Origin of the sequence: Treponema sp. OMZ 798 (genome assembly GCF_024181385.1) — a bacterium.
GTDB lineage: Bacteria > Spirochaetota > Spirochaetia > Treponematales > Treponemataceae > Treponema_B.
In genome coordinates this window covers 218647-236125 of sequence record NZ_CP051305.1, presented here as the reverse complement: position 1 = coordinate 236125, position 17479 = coordinate 218647, and the positions used below count along the sequence as shown (strand labels likewise).

General features: G+C 35.1%; 18 protein-coding genes. 14 read left to right on the top strand and 4 right to left on the bottom strand.

Annotated elements, in window-relative coordinates; genetic code table 11:
• Positions 1 to 184: 184 nt before the first annotated feature.
• From E4O07_RS01180 to E4O07_RS01155, 6 genes are all read left to right on the top strand, one after another.
• Positions 185 to 2908 (top strand): sensor histidine kinase, encoded by a 2724-nt coding sequence (locus E4O07_RS01180; RefSeq protein WP_253686840.1) that lies wholly within the window; start codon positions 185 to 187, stop codon positions 2906 to 2908.
• Positions 2905 to 4305, top strand: coding sequence for a hypothetical protein (locus E4O07_RS01175; RefSeq protein ID WP_253686839.1), 1401 nt, complete (start codon positions 2905 to 2907; stop codon positions 4303 to 4305). The genes E4O07_RS01180 and E4O07_RS01175 overlap by 4 nt, the downstream gene beginning before the upstream one ends.
• On the top strand, positions 4302 to 5327 hold the full coding sequence (locus tag E4O07_RS01170; protein WP_253686838.1) for a DNA cytosine methyltransferase: 1026 nt from the start codon (positions 4302 to 4304) through the stop codon (positions 5325 to 5327). Before E4O07_RS01175 ends, E4O07_RS01170 begins: the two co-directional genes overlap by 4 nt.
• A gap of 10 nt (positions 5328 to 5337) precedes the next feature.
• Positions 5338 to 5769 carry a very short patch repair endonuclease gene (locus E4O07_RS01165; RefSeq protein WP_253686837.1) on the top strand — a complete coding sequence of 144 codons (432 nt, stop codon included), beginning with the start codon at positions 5338 to 5340 and terminating at the stop codon, positions 5767 to 5769.
• A gap of 261 nt (positions 5770 to 6030) precedes the next feature.
• The gene (locus E4O07_RS01160; protein WP_253686836.1) at positions 6031 to 6300 is read left to right on the top strand and encodes a hypothetical protein; all 270 of its coding nucleotides are present in this window, start codon (positions 6031 to 6033) and stop codon (positions 6298 to 6300) included.
• A complete protein-coding gene (locus tag E4O07_RS01155; protein WP_253686835.1) occupies positions 6297 to 6692 on the top strand; it encodes a type II toxin-antitoxin system death-on-curing family toxin in 396 nt (131 codons plus the stop codon). The genes E4O07_RS01160 and E4O07_RS01155 overlap by 4 nt, the downstream gene beginning before the upstream one ends.
• 170 nt (positions 6693 to 6862) lie before the next feature.
• Here E4O07_RS01155 and E4O07_RS01150 read toward each other — a convergent pair whose 3' ends face one another.
• Positions 6863 to 7612, bottom strand: coding sequence for an alpha/beta fold hydrolase (locus tag E4O07_RS01150; RefSeq protein WP_253686834.1), 750 nt, complete (start codon positions 7610 to 7612; stop codon positions 6863 to 6865).
• A 131-nt stretch (positions 7613 to 7743) separates the two neighbouring features.
• Here E4O07_RS01150 and E4O07_RS01145 point away from each other — a divergent pair, with 131 nt between their 5' ends.
• Positions 7744 to 8871, top strand: coding sequence for an RtcB family protein (locus E4O07_RS01145; RefSeq protein ID WP_253686833.1), 1128 nt, complete (start codon positions 7744 to 7746; stop codon positions 8869 to 8871).
• Between the two features lie 7 nt (positions 8872 to 8878).
• On the opposite strand, the gene cls is transcribed toward E4O07_RS01145, so the two are convergent.
• Entirely contained in the window at positions 8879 to 10231 is a 1353-nt protein-coding gene (cls, locus tag E4O07_RS01140) for a cardiolipin synthase (RefSeq protein ID WP_253686832.1), read from the bottom strand.
• Between the two features lie 101 nt (positions 10232 to 10332).
• On the bottom strand, positions 10333 to 11811 hold the full coding sequence (locus E4O07_RS01135; protein ID WP_253686831.1) for a hypothetical protein: 1479 nt from the start codon (positions 11809 to 11811) through the stop codon (positions 10333 to 10335).
• Between the two features lie 81 nt (positions 11812 to 11892).
• Between E4O07_RS01135 and E4O07_RS01130 the strand changes: the two genes are divergently transcribed.
• The 6 genes from E4O07_RS01130 (at position 11893) to E4O07_RS01105 (ending at position 15268) form a co-directional block, all read left to right on the top strand.
• Positions 11893 to 12120 (top strand): DUF2281 domain-containing protein, encoded by a 228-nt coding sequence (locus tag E4O07_RS01130; RefSeq protein WP_253677300.1) that lies wholly within the window; start codon positions 11893 to 11895, stop codon positions 12118 to 12120.
• Positions 12117 to 12524, top strand: a complete 408-nt coding sequence (locus E4O07_RS01125) for a type II toxin-antitoxin system VapC family toxin (RefSeq protein WP_253686830.1) — start codon at positions 12117 to 12119, stop codon at positions 12522 to 12524. The genes E4O07_RS01130 and E4O07_RS01125 overlap by 4 nt, the downstream gene beginning before the upstream one ends.
• Positions 12525 to 12730: 206 nt before the next feature.
• Positions 12731 to 13366 (top strand): SDR family oxidoreductase, encoded by a 636-nt coding sequence (locus E4O07_RS01120; protein ID WP_253686829.1) that lies wholly within the window; start codon positions 12731 to 12733, stop codon positions 13364 to 13366.
• 73 nt (positions 13367 to 13439) lie between these two features.
• A complete protein-coding gene (locus tag E4O07_RS01115) occupies positions 13440 to 13874 on the top strand; it encodes an Rrf2 family transcriptional regulator (protein WP_253686828.1) in 435 nt (144 codons plus the stop codon).
• Positions 13871 to 14386 carry a GNAT family N-acetyltransferase gene (locus E4O07_RS01110; RefSeq protein ID WP_253686827.1) on the top strand — a complete coding sequence of 172 codons (516 nt, stop codon included), beginning with the start codon at positions 13871 to 13873 and terminating at the stop codon, positions 14384 to 14386. The genes E4O07_RS01115 and E4O07_RS01110 overlap by 4 nt, the downstream gene beginning before the upstream one ends.
• 9 nt (positions 14387 to 14395) lie before the next feature.
• Entirely contained in the window at positions 14396 to 15268 is an 873-nt protein-coding gene (locus tag E4O07_RS01105; protein ID WP_253686826.1) for a ketopantoate reductase family protein, read from the top strand.
• On the opposite strand, the gene E4O07_RS01100 is transcribed toward E4O07_RS01105, so the two are convergent.
• Positions 15263 to 16045 (bottom strand): glycerophosphodiester phosphodiesterase, encoded by a 783-nt coding sequence (locus tag E4O07_RS01100; protein WP_253686825.1) that lies wholly within the window; start codon positions 16043 to 16045, stop codon positions 15263 to 15265. The genes E4O07_RS01105 and E4O07_RS01100 overlap by 6 nt on opposite strands.
• A gap of 97 nt (positions 16046 to 16142) precedes the next feature.
• Here E4O07_RS01100 and E4O07_RS01095 point away from each other — a divergent pair, with 97 nt between their 5' ends.
• A complete protein-coding gene (locus E4O07_RS01095; RefSeq protein WP_253686824.1) occupies positions 16143 to 17471 on the top strand; it encodes an MFS transporter in 1329 nt (442 codons plus the stop codon).
• Positions 17472 to 17479 lie beyond the last annotated feature (8 nt).

The window sequence follows — 17479 nt, the reverse complement described above, 5'->3', positions numbered from 1 at the left end:
CAGCTGAAAGAGGACGCCTATTATGGGCGTAATGTGGGGGGGGAGTGGAAGGTATTAAAAAGGTTGGAATAAAATAAGCTATATATTAATCCACAATATAGAAAAATAAAACAAAATATAGTAAAATAAAAGGAGGTAATATTTTCTATAAAATTATAAAATAAAAGGATTTAGAACTTATTATATGAAAAAAAGGAATTGTTTGGTTTTAACACAATATAGAGAAGGCGACGAATACAATGATTTTATTGGGAAATTCTATCATTTTCCTTCAAATAACAAGAAAAATTATTTGTCGTCATTTCAAAATTTACCTATAGAATTTATTTATTACGAACCGTACAAAAAAGGAGAAGGAGTATTTTACGGTTACGGTAAAATACATAAACCGTCATTTGATGATAAAAGAGACAAAGATTTCTCATTTATAGAAATTTCCGAGTACAAATCTTTTGCAAAACCTGTAAGTTATAAAAATGCCTTAGGAGAAGTCATAGAACAAAAGTATAATCCGGAAACATATAACTCTAACAACGCCGTTAGAAAAATCTCTCCGGAGTTTTTGGATAACGTATGCATGGACGGTCAGCTGTTAGTGAATTTTAGTGCGGATGCTCACCTGATTAAAGTATTGGGGGAGCAACTTATAGGCTCTGAAAAAGTAGGTATATTAGAACTTGTAAAAAACTCTATAGACGCAAATGCATCGTATTGTAGAATAAGATTTGAAAAAATACCCAACTTGAAACCGGTGGATTCAAATGAATATAAATATAATGATTTTGAAGGTCCTGTTATCGTTATTGAAGATGACGGTGACGGTATGGATAAAGATATTATTGAAAACGGGTGGTTAAGACCTGCTTCTACCATAAAAACGGAAGTCAAAGAAAAACTTAGAAAAGAGCGTGAAAAAGCCGAAAAATCGGGAAAACTCGCTTCATACAATACAATTGTAGAGCAGATAAAAAAAGAAAACGGAGGAAGAATTCCATTAGGAGAAAAAGGTGTAGGTAGGTTTGCAACACATAGATTAGGACGAAGATTATTGATAGAAACTAAACCTAAAAATATCGACTTTGAGAATATTTTGTCCATTGATTGGGATGATTTTGATTCTAAGGATGGAATACCTAAAGATTTAAACAGGATACCGGTAAAACTTACACGACGACATATCTCTCAAGAAAATGATAAACTAAAATCATGGACAAAGATTATTATATTCGGAGGTAAAGAAGGATTTGAATTAACGGAAGATAAAATACGCGATATAAATAAATCCGTTTTGAGATTAAATACCCCAAACCCTAATCCTGAGAAAATGAAACCGCCGTTTTATGCATCAGTAGAGTGTCCGCAAATCAATGATTTGGATCAAGAAGAAGTATATAAAAAATTCGATCCCATTTTCAGTTTGGATATATTTGTTAATAAAAACGGTATCGCCGACAACTACACATTAAAATTTAATCCGCCTACCGGCATACCTCTATCAAAAGAAACATGGAGCGATGAAAAATATGATCTTAAAGTACCGGCACATGACTATTGGATGACGAAAGAAAATGTATTCCGCACACCTAAATGCGGTGCATTTTATATGCATTTGGATGTTTGGTACAGAGAAAAACCGTGGATAGACGGCATAGATGCAAAAGAAATGAAAGACTATCTGGCAGAATATGGAGGCATATCAATTTATCGTGATAATGTAATCATTTTTCCAGCCGAATCCGGAACAAAAAACGATTGGCTGAATTTGTCGCAAAGACAAATAAAGCAAGCTTTTAGAATTTCATATTATCATATGATCGGCAATATAGAAATAGAACAATCGGAAAATTTTGAGTTGATTGATAAAACAAATAGAGAAGGAATGCTTGAAAACACAGCTTATCTGGATTTATCCAAATTGATTGAAACCGTTATTCAAAATATAGTGGAAATACGATATATATCGGTACGAAATACATACAATGAATTAACTAAAGGGCTTATACGTGATCCTCAAAAACTGAAAACCGTTACCGCCGATAGTGCCGAACTCATAAAAAGCATTCATGATAATTATGAAATTTTAAACGATCCATGGAGTATACTTGAACGCTTCGGTAATACCGTTGCGGAGCGTAAAGAAGGTCTTGTAAACCTTGAATCTTCAATAAAAAATTTAAAAAAGAGTATTGAAGTGATAGAAAATATTCAAGAAAAAATAACCGAACAAGCAGGATTCGGAATAGCGGTGGCGGTTTCTCTGCATGAATTAACCAAGATAGCAAGTAACTTTTACAACGGTATATCATACTTAATAAATACCGGTAATGCGGATAAAATGAAACTTGAAACTTTGAAGGATGCTTCAAATTCTTTAAAATCCGAATTAAAACGTTTAAGCCCTTTAAGGACTATAAGAAATGAAAACAGAAGAGAATTCTATCTATCTCAATCAATAAAATATGCCTTAGAAATATATGCTGCGGCTCTAAAAAAAGCGAAAGTACAAGTTATTGTCGATTTTGACAACGATTTTCAAGTATATGCACGATACTCCACATTTAACCAAATTATGATAAATCTTATAGACAACAGTATCTATTGGATGATGTCAAAAGATATAAAAAAACGCAAAATAAAAATACAGCTGAACAAGAAATATAGAACACTTATCTTTGCCGATTCTGGAATCGGAATCGATGATTCAATACGCCCTTATTTATTTGAACCCGGTTATAGTTTAAAAATTCCACCGAGCGGATTGGGTTTATATATATGTAAATCATATATGGCTGCCATGAACGGAAAAATATACGAAACCGGAATACGTGAAAGAATACCTGATATGCAAGGAGCGCAAATAACTATAGATTTTGAAAGAGTTCCGGAAACAAAGGAGAATGCCAAATGAAAACAGTTTGTTATATTGATGATAAAATACCTGTTGCCAATTTTCCCGATTATTTTGAAGAGACAAAATTAATTGATCAACAGGTCTTAAGATTTTTGTTGAAAAACGATACAACCGATTGGTCGGAAGACGAGAATGTAAAAGGTGTAATTGTATCTCTTTTAGACCATTCAGCAGATTGGGAGTGCTATGCATTTACAGCTCCACAATTTTTTATAAATCATAGAGAAAACGGAAATTACATCAATCCTGATATTATACTGTACGATTGGGATTATAACGATTCGATAAGTTCCGATAGTTCCGAAGTACATTTATTTGAACTATTAAAATCAACACACTCCATCATAATAATATATACCGGGGCGGATAAAAATGATGAGCTTACCGGTATACTTCAAAAAGAAGAGTTCAAACCTTACAAAGATAGGTTAACTCTTATCGAAAAAGGCAAACCGCTCAATGATGAAAACAATGCTGAAAAAAGTGTTGATAAAGTCATAAAAGAAGCAAAAAACAGATTCGAATTCAATTTTTCATACAAATATGCAAAAGAATTACTGTACAATGCAAATAGAAGTTTAAATGAAGTATTGTCTGAAATATCCTCATTATCTGTGGATCAGTTTATAAACTCTTTCGGATATCAAGAGAATAATAATTTTATTGTCGAATCTGAAGAATTTGCAGGTATTATTTTTGATAAATATAAACAAAAGCTGATAGAAAATCTACCTCCTTTAAAAAATCCTTCAACTGAAAAGAAAGATGTTTCTGAAGATGTCATAAAAAAGATTTGGTCTTATAGATTATATTACACTTCGAAAAACGGTCAAGTCAAACAAGGCGATATAATAAAATATCAAGATGATTTATTTTTGGTTTTTTCCTCAGACTGTCACATGGAAAAATTTTGGTGTAAAAATTACGGCTTTTTAGCTGTAATACCTTTATATAAAATTGATAAAAATGAAAAATGTAAAGATTTATTCGGAGATTTAAAAAAATCAAAAAATTTTTATCCGACTTCTTTAACAAACACCCAAGGTATTGAGAATATAGCCGTATTACCGGCAATTCCGATCAATGATGATTTTTTTGATTATATCCTTTGCCCGAAAGCGATAAGAACTATAGAAATTTCTCTTCCTCCCGTAAAAGATAAAAGTGCACAAAAGAAGATAAAGAATAATAAAGCACTTGACTATGTCGATGTACATGATAGAAATACTATAGCAAAAGTCGTTTCAATTTCCGAAAATTTTAAAAACCAACTCATACAATTTGTACAAGACAATATTACGGGTTACGGTTGTCCCGATTTTCCGAAAACATTATCGGAGTATTTAAAAGAAAAATTTAATAAAGCAATAGGAATGGAGGGATCGAAAAAGTGATTTTTACGGCAATAGATATCTTTTCCGGGGTCGGGGGATTAACTGAAGGCCTTCGACAAGCGGGCTTCAAAACAAAGTATGCATTTGAAATTGATGAAGTTGCTTCTCGCTCTTATTCCATGAATCATAAAGGAGTAGAAGTAATAACAAAAGATATTCGCAAAGTTGATATAGATGAAATCAAGGCAGCTTTACAGGATGAAAAAATTCACTTATTAGCCGGATGCCCGCCATGTCAAGGTTTCAGTGCCATACGTAGACTTAATAAACCCAACCCCGTTGCAGATGATAGAAACGATCTTATCGATGAATATGTTCGTTTCATAAAAGAATTAAATCCATTTACCTTTATGATGGAAAACGTTCCCGGTCTGGCATTATCATCAAATTTTGAACAAGCCGTAAAAGAATTAAAAAATATAGGATATATTTTAGATTATAAAACGGTTAATGTTAAAGATTATGAGGTTCCTCAAAATAGAAAGCGATTGGTAATGGTAGGTTCAAGATTGGGACCTATAGAAATAGCAAAACCGTCCAATAAAAAAGTAACGGTAAAAGAAACAATAGGCAGTTTACCACATCCGAAAGAATCATCCGACAAATTGCATAAAATATATCCTAAACATACAAAACGGATTCAAGATTTAATCCAAGATATTCCTCATGACGGAGGCAGCAGAAAAGATTTGGGAGAAAGTAGGCAATTGGAATGCCATAAAAAAGCAAATGTAGGTTTTAATGACGTTTACGGTAGATTGCGGTGGGACGATTATTCGACAACCATCACAGGAGGATGTTTAAATCCTTCAAAGGGGCGATTTTTACACCCCGAACAAGATCGTTGTATTTCCGCACGTGAAGCGGCATTATTACAATCATTTCCTAAGAACTATAAATTTCCTACTGATGTACCTATTTCAAAAATAGCATTGATGATAGGAAACGCTTTACCACCGCAATTCTGTAAGATACAAGCAATAAATATAAAAAAACATTTGAAGAAGTATTTAATCAATTGAATTAAAAAATATGGATAAATTTTCTCAAAAAAAACGAAGTGAAATTATGTCTAAAATTTCAGGAAAAGAAACAAAACCTGAAATTTTAGTACGTAAATATCTTTTTGCAAAAGGATTCAGATATCGTAAAAATGTCAAAACTTTACCCGGCAAACCTGATATAGTGTTACCCAAGTATAAAACCGTTATTTTTGTCAACGGTTGTTTTTGGCACGGTCATAAAAACTGTAAAAAAGCCGCTCTACCTACAACCAATTTTAATTTCTGGAAAGAAAAAATAGATAAAAACATTATTAGAGATAGGAAAAATATAAGTGATTTAAAAAAAATGGGGTATAATGTGATAGTAGTTTGGCAATGTACTTTAACAATAAAAAGAAGAGATGAAACATTAGAAAAAATAACGGGAGCTTTATTATCATCCATTTCCACTATCGGTTAGAAGCTATTTCAATTTTTATAAATATGGTTTTAGGTTGCTAAAATCTTTGCCCCCTCCCACCTTTCCCTCTTTTGTGCTATACTGTATACATGTCCCAAAAACTTGAACTAACGTGGTACGACAAGGATAAGCAAATAAAACCGGAACTACGTATCTTATCAAAGACGATGCAAATTCTCTGTCGATAAAGGAAATGAAGACTCATAGGTAGTTCAAACAAACAGCAAAATGTGATATAATGGCAATAGGATGGAGGTATCTATGAATGAGGTAATGTTACATCAATATAATTTGCTTTCAAAAGAATTACAGCAGGAAGTACAGCACTATATTGAATATCTGTTTCTAAAAAATAAAGAATTGAGTAAACAAACGCACGAAGAAAACATGAAAGAAACTCAAGCAGATAACTTATCGGCTACTTCATTATTCGGAACAAAGGCCGAAATCGTTGCGGACAAAACACTTTTTGAAGTTTCCAATAATCTTATAAATAAAAATCTTGAAGCATATAAGGCTCTGGCACAGTGATTTTCTTTACACAACATCAGGTCAAAGAAATACACCGTAGCCTTATCAATGCAACCGGCGGAATAGACGGCATAAGAGATGAGGGTCTTCTCGATTCAGCATTACATTCCCCATTCCAAACATTCAATAGAAAAGAACTCTATGTCGACATTATTGACAAAGCAGCCCAGCTTTGCTATGCACTCATTCAAAATCATCCGTTTATTGACGGTAATAAAAGAATAGGGGTTCATGTAATGCTTATATTTCTTGAACTCAATAATAAAAAAATGATATATACTCAAAAGGACTTAGTAGATTTAGGCTTAGGAATTGCATCAGGTGAGATAACCCGCAATAAAATAAAACAATGGATTTTATCACATACTGAAAACGAAGAAGAAAAGGAATAGACCAATGCCAAACCGTTTTTCCCGAATACACGGCTGACTACATTGCCTTTTTTCCCATCTCGCAAAAACATACACAATTAAAACGGAGTCAACCAATATCTACAAAACCGATCCCGGATACGGTATACAAATTGCAGCGGATAAATGATCTCAATAAGAATCTTGCATACTCACATCCCCACAATCATCTCTTTAAAAAGCTCAGGTTTAAGCAAAACAAGCCCGCCATGCCCGAGCTTAGGCAGAATCTTAAAATCTGTTTGGGGGAAATATTTTTTCATATAGCGGATATCCCAAGAGCGAGCTTTTTCTTCAGTCTCGGCATACCAATAATGAATTTTTGTGGAAAGGACGGGAATAGGAAAAGGCATCTTATAATTATTGCAGGAATCAAAACTCCTCCACAGAGTCTTCCGGCTGCTGTGCCGCAAAACTTCAGCTGCGTATTTGATGTCTTCTTCGCTATACTCATCCGTAGAAAAAACTCTTGACAATAATTTTACACCGCCTATCCTTCCTATCATCACCATAAGATAATCGCGCAAGGCAATAAAACGTGTCAGGAGCCAAGGCAGTTCATATGGAGTAATTCCGCCGTCCATTATGCAGTGATCTATTCGTGTTCTTTTCTCCAGCGTTGTCAGTAAGGCTATTGAACCTCCCATAGAGCAGCCGTAGACTGCATAAAGGCCTTCGATTTTTTGTTCCATCATCCATTCATTCAATTCCGAAGCAATTTGTTCAACGCTTGTAAAATCACTTCCTCGATCAAAATCATAGCCGGGCAAGGCAGGAACAATTAAGTGATATCGGTCTTCAAGCAAGGTAATCACTTTCTCAAAATAATCCCATCTTACACAAGAAGGATGAATCAAAAGTATCTTTTCAGTATTTTTACGTCCGAATTCATGAATTGTCATTTGCCCCCCTTATTCAATTTTTTTCAATACAGGATAATTCATTATACCACTATCCGCTTTATATTTCTATATAAATATACATCCTATAAATCCAATTTGACTTTTTACCTTCCTTATGCTAAAATAAACTCATGCAAATAATTGAAGGAACATACAACAAAGCTAGTGTAATGATCGATTCAATCGATTCTGAAACCGAAAAACAAATAAAAACCTTTCTCAATCATAAGGCATTTGAAGGCACAAACATAGCAATAATGCCGGACTGCCATGCAGGCAAGGGAGCCGTTATCGGTTTTACGATGAATATAGATAAATACATAATCCCAAACATTGTGGGTGTAGATATCGGCTGCGGAATTCTTTCCGCCCGGCTCAATATAAAAAATCCGGATCTTGCAGAGCTGGATAACTTTATCAAAAAAAACATTCCCCATGGAAAAAGCGTCCATCGCTGCATGAAAATAGACAATAAAGAATTTGAAGAAGAAATTATAGAAGAATCAAAAAAGGTTAATATGGATGAGGACAGGGCCTTAAAAAGTATAGGTACCTTAGGAGGCGGAAACCATTTTATAGAGCTTGGAAGAGACTCTCAAGGAAGATTATGGCTGACTGTTCATTCAGGAAGCAGAAATCTAGGTCTTCAAATTGCCGTTTTTTATCAAAAAAAAGCACAGCAGCTTTTAGATGAACAGAAACTTCTCACCCCTGAAGATAAAAACTTAGAATACCTATTTACAACAAGTGATGAAGGAAAAGCTTATCTAAGGGCAACCTATTTTGCTCAAAAATATGCAAAAGAAAACCGAAAAAAAATGATAGAACTAATCTCGCAATTTTTAAGTGCAGAAATTGAAGAAACGGTAGAATCAGTTCATAATTTTATAGGTGAAGACGGCATTATTCGAAAGGGGGCGACTTCAGCAGGATTAAATGAAAGACTTATTATTCCCTTTAATATGCGTGACGGATTTGCATTTTGTGTAGGAAAAGGAAATGATAACTACAACCAATCGGCTCCTCATGGGGCAGGAAGAATTATGTCCCGCTCCAAGGCATTTAGTGAGCTTTCACTAAATGCCTTTCAAAAAGAAATGAAAAGTGCCGGAATATTTACTACAACTGCAACAAAAAATACATTGGATGAGGCTCCCTCTGCTTATAAAAATAAGGAAATAATTTTAAAACACATTAAGCCGACTGCCGATGTAAAAGATTTTGTAAAACCGATATATAACTTCAAAGCACCTAATTAGCATACTCCTACAATACCGGGGCAAACATAGTACTGAATTTGGACTTTAGACGAATCCAAAAAGATTGTTTATTTCCATAACCGGCCGTAGCATCTGAGCTTACAGCAAAATCATTTAAAAGCATTTGTTCTATTTCCGATGCAAAGGGTTTATCTGCTATCAAAGCCGTAATCTCAAAATTTAATCTAAAAGATCTGTTATCAAAGTTTACGGTTCCGACAGCCGATAAAGAATCGTCTATGAGCATTACCTTTTGATGCATAAAACCGTTTTCATAAAAATATATTTTTGCACCGTCATCCGCTAATTCATCAAGGTAAGCATTTGCAGCATTAAATACAAACCAATTATCGTACATCCTCGGAGTTAAAATACGAACTTCAATTCCTTTTAACAAGGCTAACCTAAGAGCCGTCATAGTTGCTTCATCAGGAATAAAATAAGGCGTTGCAATCCAAATTCTTTTTCTTGCAGCGTTTAAAAGATTAGTAAAAAATAAACTTGCAGTTTCGTATTTATCTGCCGGCCCCGATGCTAAAACCAATACGTTCTTATCGGAATTATCACCTTTAAAAATATTAGGCTCCCAGTTTAAACCGCTTATAAGTTCTTTACTTGCCCAATGCCAATCAACCAAAAAAGTTGCTTGCGCCGCAATTACTGAAGGCCCTTCAATCATCAAATGAGTATCTCGCCACGGCGTAAAAACGGGATCTTTATCTAAGTGGTCATCACCTATGTTGAGCCCGCCTACCCAGGCAGCCTTACCATCAACAACAACAATCTTCCTATGATTTCTAAAATTAATTTGAAAGCGGTGATCTTGCTGAGTATTAAACGGAAGAACTTTTATTCCATTTACAGAAAAAGAATTTAACCATTCTTTGGATATTCCCCTGCTTCCTAACTCATCATATAAAACATAGACGGCAACACCCTCTTTAGCTTTGCGTATTAACTGATCTTTAAACTTTGTTCCAATCTCATCATCCTTTAAAATATAAAACTGAAACAAAACATATTCTTCTGCTTTTTCAATTCCTTCCTCAATACTTCTATATGTTTCCGCTCCGTTTAATAATAAATCAATTTTATTTCCGTTTAAAAAAGGAGAGAGAGCTAATTTTTTCAGCACTTCATATTCAGGGAAAACATCCGGAGGTTCTACAAAATAAGGCTCCAGAGCACTTCTTATTTCGTTGACTCTAGTCTGAGTAACTTCGGAGTTGTTTTTCCATTCTTCTGCATACCCGTCAAATCTATTACGGCCGAATATCCAATAAACAGGAACGGTTATAACCGGAAAAGAGTTTAATCCTACAGTCCATGCAATAGCTCCTTGAGAAGTCCGCGATGTCATAATAGCATTCAAGGAGCTAAAAAAGCCGAGAGTATGAAACACTGCCAATACAATAGAAATAAATATTGCTCGTTTTTTATTTTTCTTCTCGCTAATTTTAATTACCTCCGCTCTATATATTGCAGGCTCTTAATTACATTACACAACTCTTTACCGTTTGAACTAAGACTGCCGTAATTGTTAATCAAATTCATTGAATTACCTTCATTCATTAATTCGGGAAAGAATTTTTTATACTGCCCGGCTTCATATAAAAATCCGGGATTAAAATCTGCAGGCTTTGCTTCAGGAGCTCCGCTGTAATACCGCACTGTAAAATTTTTAGACAATTTATTTGTTTCATTATTAAAATAACGTAATTCGGTTTTTCTCCATGTTCTAATATCGTATAGCACAAAATCATTTTGAGCATATACAGTAACAAGCTGACTTTGCTCAGTTATCGTACCGGTGTATAAAATTCCATTTATAGTCTTTGATATATTTTTATTTACAGTTTTAACAGGTCCATATGTTTCTTTAACATTTCCATATTTATCCGAAGGCATAAAAACCAAATCTGCATCTCTGATATCTATAAGATTAAAAATAGAACTCATTCCGCCTCTGATAAAATTTATTTCTATAGTCTCAGGGCCTGACTTTGCCGAAGCAAGCTCGGAAGTTATTGTCCTCCGTATTCTATCTTCATCATTGTAGCTATTATCGGGTCTTACAATAACAAGCCTCACTGTAAGGAGCCGGTTTACTTCTGCAATTTCTCTTGAAGCTATACCCGGAATTATTTTTTCCGCTTTTTGAAAAGAAACTTTTGCATGGCGGAATGCAGTATAGTCTTTTAGTTTTAAATTGTAAGTACCTTCTTCGATATAAAGATAAGCAGCTTTTTCTTTTGCGAGCCTGCCCTTTTCCAAAGCCCCCCTATATCCGGGAACCCATGAGTGAGCAAGCATATAATATTCTGAAGCTTGGAGAAGGTTATCGGGCTTATTTGTATAAGCAAGAGTTTCGGCAGCATTATAGGCTATATCGGCACCTAAAGAATTTATTTCGTTATCCAAATGGCGGGAGTATTTTTTTGCACGTTTTAGATGAGCTAATGCCTTTGAAATATTTTTAGAATTGTTTCCCGACATCTGCACAATACGCAAGGCTTCATTATAAAGAGCTTCTGTTGCTCGCGTATAAGCGGTATCTTTTAGGCTGCTATAATCGCGGGCTTCAAATACTACAAACTCTTTTTTTCCGCGTAAACCTTCGGGATACATTCTTTGAAGAGTATAAACACGGTTGTAAAGAAGCAGCCAATCGGAAATATTATCTGCAATATCGGCATAATATATATCGTTTCTTTCAGCCTTGCTTATCGTATCCATTATAGACCTCTCAGCCTGCGAAACCTCAGTTTTATAAACCCGTATATAGTCATCCGATACATTGCCGTCAATAAGAAGTTCGGCAGCTGATACTGCCCTTTGAACAGGTGTTGAACCGTGAATATACATGCTTGCACATCCGGTCATCAACACAAACAGACTCAATAAAATTAAAGATAAAGAAAATAGTTTAACAGTTTTCATGTATACATTATATTAAAAAAAAGAAAAATAGTATACTACCGATAAAAAATATGATATAATATGAAGATAATGGGGTAAAATATGAGTTATAGTGCATTAGAAAAAGAATTGAAAACACTGCCCGAAGAATACCTTGAATCTGTGGCAGAATATATTGAACTATTAAAGTATAAGATTTCCTTTTTAAATCAAAATCAGCTTTCAAAAAAAATTCCTATTATAGGACTTGCAGAGGGAAAATTCCCCACGCCTGATGACATAAATGCATATGATGACGAAATAATTGATATGTTCGGGGAATACATATGAAAATCTTATTAGATACACATATTTTAATATGGCTGCACCAAAATGATAAAAGACTTTCTCAAAAAGCTAGAAAAATTATACTAAATCCTCAAAATGACATTTTTTATAGCTCAATAAATATTTGGGAAGCTCAACTTAAACATTTAAAATATCCTGATTCTTTTCAATTTTCAGGAGAACATTTGGATAAACTAAGCCTTAAAGCAAATTTATCTTGCCTATATGTAAAACCAAATCATGTAACTGCACTTGGAACACTTACTTATTCTAAAAAGGCACCAAAAATACATAACGATCCATTTGATCGCATATTAATTTGCCAAGCAAAGGTAGAAAATATGTTTCTCATGACTCATGATGCATTGATTCCATATTATGATGAAAATTTTATCATATCCGTGTAATTAATGATTTGGAAATAAAAATAGAACTATATGTGAATCTCAAATCAACAACTCCGACGCAAAGCGTCGGGGTATTAAACCCTCCGCACGAATAAAATATATTAAAAAATTTTAGCTGTAACCATTGACATTACACCAACAAAAGATTATACTATAGCTATAACAATTATAGTTACAACTATAGTATAAAAATATTGGAGGTTCTAATGAAAAAGATTGCAATTATCGGAGCAAATGGAAAGCAAGGTCAATGCCTCACAAATGAAGCTGTAATGCGGGGCTTTGATGTAACTGCCGTTATCCGTCAGTCTTGCGCTAAAAATGAAAAGGCAAGAGTTCTTCAAAAAGATTTATTTGATTTAAAACCTGAAGATTTGGCAAGCTTTGATGCGGTCATCGATGCCTTTGGCGCGTGGACACCGGAAACTTTTAATCTGCACATCACTTCATTAAGGCATTTATGTGATTGCTTAAAAAACACTAAAACGCGGCTTTTAGTAGTCGGAGGAGCAGCTTGCCTTTACACGGACAAGGAGCATAAAACAATCTTACTTAATGCTCCCAATTTCCCCGAAGAATTCCGGCCCTTAGCACAGGCAGAAACGGATGCTTTTTTTGAATTAAAAGAAAGAAAAGATGTTTTGTGGACTTACTTATCGCCGCCATTGGATTTTAAGGCCGAAGGTGAACGTACCGGAAAATATAAACTTGCAGGTAAAGAGCTCGCTTTCAATTCACAGGGAGAGAGTACAATAAGCTATGCCGATTATGCCGTTGCTATGATTGATGAAGTAGAAAATGCAAAATTCGTTCAAGATAATTTTTCGGTTGTAAGTTTATAAAAGCTCCATCAGCCGTCCGCCCTATTGTATCTTATATAGTTTTAGTATAAACTATATAAGATCAGGACGGCTTATGCAAATAGGAACAAAATTTTCGGTGTCAATTCATATCCTACTCTGCGTGGAATTCTTTAAAGATAAGTGTAAGGTAACCAGCGATTTTCTTGCCGAAAGTGTAAAGACAAATCCGGTAGTTATACGCAAACTTATGAGTGCGTTAAAAGATGCCGGACTTATAGAAATTACTCAAGGGACAGGCGGTATCGCATTAAAAAAAAATGCAAACCAAATCACCTTCCTCGATATCTTTAATGCAGTAGAATCCGTAAAAGACGGTAAACTTTTTAAAATACATGATACACCTCCAAACGAATGCCCTGTTGCACAAAGAATAAATTTTTTACTTGACGGCTACTTTATAGACGCGCAAACCGCCCTCGAAAAAAAATTAAATTCATTTACCCTGCAAGCCATTTTAAATAAAATAAAAAACATGGAGTACAAATGAAAACAAAAGATATAGAAACGGAAAGACTTATTTTACGCAGCATGACACTTGACGATGCAGATTTTGCAGCAAAGCTTTGGGGTGATCCTGAAAACGGAAAGTATCTTGCAGATGCACCGTATAAAAACGGCGATGAACTTAGAAAGGTAATTTACGATATAGACGAATGGGAAGATGAATATCCTTTTATTGCTGTTTGCAAAAATACGGGCGAACCCGTTGCAACCTGCTGTTTAGGGACGGAAGGACCAAAGGGTCATTGGGGTTTCGGCTATACGGTAAAAAAAGAGTTGTGGGGCAAAGGACTTGCAACCGAGATGGTAAAAGCTTTGATAAATTTTGCGTACTCATTCGGCGTGCGTAATTTTTATTGTACAGTTGCAAAAGAAAATAAGGCCTCGTGCCGAGTGATGGAAAAATGCGGATTAAAAATAAAAGAGACACAAACATTTAAAAAACGCGGTACCGATATGGAATTTGAATCAAATATTTATACAATGAACATGGAGTAAGCTGTACAAATGAAAATTTTAATTTATGGGGCCGGGGTTATAGGCAGTTTATATGCGGTTTATTTTTCAAAAGGAGGCTCTGATGTTTCAATTTATGCAAGGGGAAGCCGTTTGCAGGAGATAAAAGAAAAAGGTCTATCCTATTTTGAAAAAAATAAAATAAAAACTGTAAATGTGAAAGTGCTTGAAAAAGTTTTTGATGATGATATCTATGATTTTATTTTTTTGACCGTCCGTGAAGATAACTTAAAAGAAGCATTGACCGAATTAAAAGAAAACAAGAGTAAAACCATCGTTACAATGGTAAATACCATAAGCCCCTATGCCGAGCTTGAAAAACTTTGCGGAAAAGGGAAAATTCTACCGGCCTTTCCGGGAGCAGGCGGCAGTATTGATGACGGTATCTTGGATGCAGCTCTCACTCCCCGTCTTATTCAGCCTACAACATTCGGGGAAAAAGACGGCAAACACACTGAACGATCAAAACTTCTAGCCTCTCTTTTTAAAAAGAGCAGAATTCCTTATCAGATTGTCCCCGATATGCATAATTGGCAGCTTTCCCATCTTGCAATGGTCGTTCCGCTTGCGGATGCTTATTATAAAAGCGATGAACCTGAAACAGTATACTTAAACAAAAAAATTATGTACGAAGCGGGTAAAACGATGAGGGATAATTTTAGGCTCTTGGCAAAACGGAAAATGCTTTCGCCCAATAAATTTTATCTTGTTACAATTTGTCCTCTTTTTCTTATCGCCTTCATCTTAAAACTAACATATAAGAGCGAATTCGGAAATAAGTTTATGTACCGCCATTCAATGAAGGCTCCTAAAGAAATGCAAAAACTAAAAGAAAACCTTAATCTTGTTTTAAAGAATTTATAAAATCTCCTTTATATCCTGAGGCCTATTAGAAGTAATTCCGCTTACTCCTTTTTTGATAAGCTCCGCGGCCTTTTCCTTATCGTCAACAGTCCAGCACCAAGCTTCTTTATTTCTCTTTTTAGTAAAGCATTTATAAGAAGGCTTTAAAATATCAGGTTTACAAAATAACAGTCCCCTGCCCTTTTTTAAAAAGAAGGGAGTATTGGGATGGTTGTCATAGATTAAGGCAGTAGGAATATAGGAACATATCTTTGAAAAATATCTTATTGCAAAGGGATTAAAAGAAGAAACCAAAAATCTATGCGGATTTTCAGGCAGAATTTTTAAAATATCCTGCAAAACCTGATAAGTTTTTTCTACAACACCCTTGTATTTTAAGTTATCTATTTTAATTTCTATATCGACATAGATATCGGAACCTAAAAGCTTAAGCACATTGTACAGCAATGGTAGCCTTTCTCCCTCATATTCTTTTGAAAACCAAAGACCGAAGTCGTATTTTTGTAATTCTTCCCAAGATAAATCTTCAACTTTCAAATCCGGAGCCTCAATAAGCCTTCCATTTTCATAGATTCTTCCGGTGCGCTTAATTGAGGAATCATGAATAACAACAAGTTCTCCGGTCTTGGTTAAATGCACATCCAATTCGACTCCGGGGATACCCATCTCTACAGCCTTCTTAAATGAGGCAATTGTATTTTCGGGCACAAGACTCGGAACACCCCTATGGCCAAACAAAAGAGGCCTTTTTGCATTAGGTAAAATTTCTTTATGCATATTTCTTTTCCTCATAAATGAAATAATTTTTATTTTTACTATAGAGATTATACCAAATATAGGTTATACTGTTAAGTGTATTACATAAGGAGAAACTATGAAACCACAAGACGGATTTAGAAAATACCTTCCGATAACTTTTTTGATCGGAGCAGGTTTTTTTACGATGGGACTTATGGATCCATTGTATGACAGCTATGTAACGATTTTTTTAAGCCGTTATATTCCATTCAAATGGCTTGTCGGAATGTTGATGTCGCTTGATAATGTTTTGGCAATATTATTAATCCCCATCGTTTCGGCATGGTCGGATCGAACACGGACAAAAATAGGAAGGAGAATGCCGTGGATTATAATTTTGCTTCCATTGTCTGCAATTTCTTTTAGCTTTATTCCATATGCAGCAAAAACCTCGTTGGCCTCATTGGTTATAGTTTTAGCTCTATTAAATTTATTTAAACAATCGGTGCGGGGCCCCGTTATCGCCTTAATGCCTGACATTGTTCCTGCCGAATTCCGCTCGCAAGGCAACGGAGTTATAAATACTATGGGAAACATTGCAGCAATAGTGGGAACCTTATTTTTAGCCCGTTTAATGGACGTAGATACAGTCCTGCCCATTATAGGTCACACAAAGGATGTTCTTTCTTTTCCTGCAGCAGGTCTTTTGGTAATCCTTGCAACCCTAATGCTCTTTCTCTTCGTAAAAGAAAAGAATGTTCCGCCTCCCGATTCTCCCGAAAAAGAAGAAGAAAAAAAAGTTCCATTTATACAGGCAATGAAAACCGTATTGGCAGGCAGAAAAATTGAAGGAGAAGAAAAGCCTGATAAGAGCGCCCTCTTTGTTCTTGTTTCGCTTTTTTTATGGTTCCTAGGTTATCAAGGAATGCTGCCCTATATCGCCGAGTACAGCATAAAAAATTTCGGCGTATCAACAGGTCAGGGAGCCTTTGCGGCAGGAATGGTAGGCATAGCCTCAGCCCTATCGGCCATTCCAATGGGCTATGCAGCAAGTAAGTGGGGACGAAAAAGAATGATAAGAATCGCCTTGGTCGTTGTTGCAAGCTTGTGTCTAGCTCAATTCTTTTTAACCGAAATTGCCTCCATCCTAGGACTTGCCGGAGGACAAATAAAATATCTTTTTTGGGGTATGATGTTTATCTTCGGTATTTTTTGGATCTGCATAATAGCAAACTCCTTCCCAATGCTTTGGCAAATGGCGGGCTTTTCACACATAGGTCTTTACACAGGTTTATACTATACCTTTTCTCAAGGAGCTGCAATAATAGCTCCCTTCCTTGCAGGTCTTATAATCGACTTTGCAGGCCACAGAGCAGTCTTTGTATACTGTGCATGTTTTTTCCTTCTTGCCTGGCTTATGATGGGAAGGGTTACTCGCGGCGAAAAGCACGATAAGGTAGAATAAACTTTTAT